The 4069-nt window shown below is 66.3% G+C and carries 1 protein-coding gene and 1 pseudogene; both read left to right on the forward strand.

The window, feature by feature from the left end; all coding sequences use genetic code 11:
* Nucleotides 1-3342, forward strand: a 3342-nt coding sequence (recB, locus tag AB5Y92_RS17330; protein WP_368227249.1) for an exodeoxyribonuclease V subunit beta, incomplete at its 5' end; no start/stop codon positions are given.
* Nucleotides 3339-4069 (forward strand): annotated as a pseudogene (locus AB5Y92_RS17335) (exodeoxyribonuclease V subunit alpha); the annotation flags it as partial. The gene recB and the pseudogene AB5Y92_RS17335, both read left to right, overlap by 4 nt.

A 4069-nucleotide genomic window follows, 5' to 3' on the forward strand; every position in this document is an offset into this window, starting at 1 on the left:
GCGCGGCTCGCCTTTATGCGCGGCCATAGCAATGATGCCCTGCTGGCCCAGCTGCTGGCCGAGGTGGCGGATCACGAGCTGGCGGCACGCCGCCTGCTGGCCGCCGAGCGGCAGATGGACGAGGCGGCGGTCTTTACCATCCACGGCTTCTGCCAGCGGATGCTCAAGCAGAATGCCTTCGAGTCGGGCGCCCTCTTTGAAACCGAATTTCTCACCGACGACAGCCAGCTCAGGCTGCAGGCGGTGAGCGACTACTGGCGCGCCGAGTTCTATCCGGTGGATAAAGCCCTCGCCAGCGCGGTGCGCGCGCTCTGGCCGAGCCCCGCCGCCCTGCTGCGGGAGATGGGCAGCTGGCTCGACAACAGCGAGCTGGAGATCCATCCCGCGCTGGGGGATGAGACCCTCGCCGCTCGCCATCAGGCAGCCATGAGTCGCATCGCGGCGGTGAAGAGCGAATGGCTGGCGCAGACGGACGAGATCCGCCGCCAGACCGACGGGCAAGTAAGCCGCTACACCGGCAAGAACTACGAAGGGTGGCTTGCCAAGATAGCTGACTGGGCACAGGACGAGGCCAGTGGCTACGCCATCCCCAAGGAGCTGGAGCGCTTTGGCCAGACGGTGCTGGAGGAGAACCTCAAGAAGGGGGGCGCTGTGCCGACCCTGCCGCTGTTCAGTCAGATAGACGAGTTGCTGGCGAGCCGCCCCGGTATTCGGGATCTGATCCTGCAACGGGCCGCCAAGGTGGTGCGTAGCCGGATGCAGGCCAGCAAGCGCCAAGCCCATCAGCTCTCGTTCGATGACCTGCTCAAAGATCTCGACGGGGCGCTCGGTTCCAGCCTTGGCGAGCGGCTCTGCGAGCGCATTCGCGCCACCTACCGGGTGGCAATGATCGATGAATTTCAGGATACCGATCCCCAGCAGTACCGCATCTTCCATCGCCTCTACGGCGGCCACACAGACACGGCGCTGTTGATGATCGGTGACCCCAAGCAGGCCATCTACGGCTTTCGCGGCGCCGACATCTTTACCTACATTCAGGCGCGGCGAAATGTGAGCGCCCACTACACCCTCGGGCGCAACTGGCGCTCCAGCAGTGCGCTGGTGGGGGCGGTCAACGGCCTGTTCGAGCGGGCGAAAGATCCCTTTATCTACGAGGCGGATATCCCCTTCCTGCCGGTGGAGGCGCAGGGCAAGAGCAAGGCGCTGCTGCTCGATGGCACCACCGCGCCCGTGCTCCAGTGCTGGCAGTTGACCGGCCAGCCCACCTTCAACCGGGGGGATTACCAGAGCAAGATGGCCCGCGCCACCGCCGCCGAGATCCACCGCCTGCTGACGCTGGCCCGCGAGGGCAAGGCGCTGATCGGCGACAAAGCGGTGAAGGCCGGGGATATCGCCGTGCTGGTGCGCACCGGCGCCGAGGGCAAGCTGGTGCAGCAGGAGCTGGCGCGCCTCGCCATCGCCTCCGTCTACCTGTCGAACCGCGAGAGTGTGCTGGAGCAGACGGAGGCGCGGGAGATTTTGCTGATTTTGCACGCCTGCCAGAACCCGAGTGAAGAGCGCAGCCTGCGGGCGGCGCTGGCGACCGGGTTGTTTGATCTCGACGCCAAGGCGCTCGATGGGCTGGCCAGCGACGAGCGGGCGTGGGAGAGCGCGGTGCAGGAGTTTATGGAGTACCGCAAGATCTGGCATCGCCGTGGCGTGCTGGCCATGCTGCGGGCCCTGCTGCACCGGCGCAATCTCGCCTCTTCGCTGTTGGCGAGCCCCTACGGCGAGCGGCGGCTGACCAACTTCCTCCATCTCGGCGAGCTGCTGCAACAGGTGAGCAGCGAGCTGGATGGGGAGTACGCCCTGCTGCGCTGGCTGGGGGAGGCGGTGAGCCGCCCCAACGGGCAGGATGCGGAGCAGGTACTGCGGCTCGAATCCGAGCGCAAGCTGGTGCAGATCGTCACCATCCACAAATCCAAGGGGCTGGAGTACCCGCTGGTGTTCCTGCCCTTTATCTGCAGCCACAGAACCGCCGAGACCCCGCTCTATCACGAAGCGGATGAGGCGGGCAATCGCACCATTCTCGATCTGACCGGCGCCGACTCGTCGCTCGCCGAAGCGGACAGGGAGCGCCTTGCCGAAGATTTGCGGCTGCTCTATGTGGCGCTGACCCGGGGCGTCTACGCCACCTGGCTGGGGCTGGCGCCGGTGCGGGCGGGTGCAGGCAAGTCGGAGAAGACCGACCTGCACCACACCGCCATCGGCTACCTGCTGCAAAAGGGTGAAGAGGGGGATGCACAGACGCTGGCGACCGCGCTGACCGAGCTGGCGCAGGCGCTGCCCGGGGTGGCCGTCGGTGAGCCCTCGCTCACCCGTCCAGCCCCGCTGCCGCCAGAGGAGGAGCAGTTGGGCGAGCCGCAGGTGCGCCACTTTAGCGGCTCCCTTGAGCGGGACTGGTGGATCAGCTCCTACTCCGGGCTGGCAGCGCAGGGTCACGGTCACAGCAAGGGGGTCTTGGCCAATCCCGGCTTCGATGACGAGGTCGTCACCGAGGCGGCTGCGCTGGCTTCCGAGCAACCGGACGAGGCACCCCAGCCCTCCATCTTCACCTTCCCGAAAGGGGCGCGCCCCGGCACCTTGCTGCACAGCCTGTTCGAGACCATCGACTTTCAGAGCGCCGGCGGTGACTCGCTGGCAGAGCATATCGCGAGTCTGTTGCTGCAAGACGGCTTCGACGAAAGCTGGGCACCGGTGCTGCAACAGCAGGTGGAGGCGGTGCTGGATACCCCGCTGGAAACAGGCTTTGGCGAGCCGGTGCGGCTGCGGGATCTGGCGCCCGAGCGCAAACAGGTGGAGCTGGAGTTCTTCCTGCCCATGGGGCGGGTGACGGCACCGGCGCTGACCGCGCTCTGCCAGCAGCACGACCCGCTATCGCGGGGCAACAAGCCGCTCAGCTTTGCCACAGTGCAGGGGATGCTCAAGGGCTTTATCGATCTGGTGTTCGAGTGGCAGGGGCGCTGGTATCTGCTCGACTACAAATCAAACCACCTCGGCATGAGCCCGGCCGATTACAGCCGTCCGGCGCTGGAGCAGGCGATGGCGGAACACCGCTACGACCTGCAATACCAGCTCTACTCGCTGGCGCTGCACCGGCTGCTCACCCTGCGCCTGCCGGGTTACGACTTCGAGCAGCACTTTGGCGGCGTTTTCTATCTGTTCCTGCGCGGCATGCCGCAGGGGGGCATTTTCCATACCCGCCCGCGCCGTGAACTGGTGCTGGGGCTGGATAAGTTGTTTAGCGAAGGCAGTGAGCCGTCAACAGCGGGATCCCAAGCATTGAACGAGGTAGAAGCATGAGCGGCACCATGATCAGCACCGCAACCAGCGCAATGATGGTTGAACGGTTGAAAACACTGGCGCTGGCTGGCCGCATCCGCCAGCTGGATCTGCAATTTGCCAGGCTGGTGGCCGACCTTGGCGGCAGCCCCGAGCTGGTGCTGGGGGCGGCGCTCACCTGCTTCGAGCTGGGGCGCGGCCATGTCTGCCTGCCGCTGGAGATGCTCATCGCCGGATCACTGCGGCCGTTCGGGCTGGATCCCCAGCAGAGCCGGGATCTGCTGGGGGATCTGGCTGATCCTGCCCGCTGGCCCGCCCTGTTTGCGGCAAGCCCGCTCGTGGGTACGGAACAGGATGAGGGGCTCGCCCCGCGCTGGCCGCTGCGGCTGTGGCACGGGCGGCTCTACCTCACCCGCTACCACGATTTTGAACTGGGGGTGGCCCGCCATCTGCGCGCTTTGAGTGAACGCGCCGAATGGCCGGAGATAGCCCCGGCCCTGTCGCGGCTGTTTGCCCGCGACTATGGGCTGGTGTTCGCTGCGCTGCTCAAGGCCCGCCTCGCCCCCGACTTCTCGGCCCGCCACTTTATCGAGAAGTACCTGGATCTGGTGTTCCCCAACGAGGTGGACTGGCCCGCCATCGAGGCACTGCTGGCCAGTGCCCAGGCGGCGAGCGACTTGAGCAAGCTGGATGCGCTGGTGCCCGAGGCGCTCTGCTGCAACGGCCAGAAGCTGGCGGCGGCCACCGC

This window comes from Aeromonas sp. R1-1, from assembly GCF_040908495.1.
Classification (GTDB): Bacteria; Pseudomonadota; Gammaproteobacteria; order Enterobacterales; family Aeromonadaceae; genus Aeromonas; species Aeromonas veronii.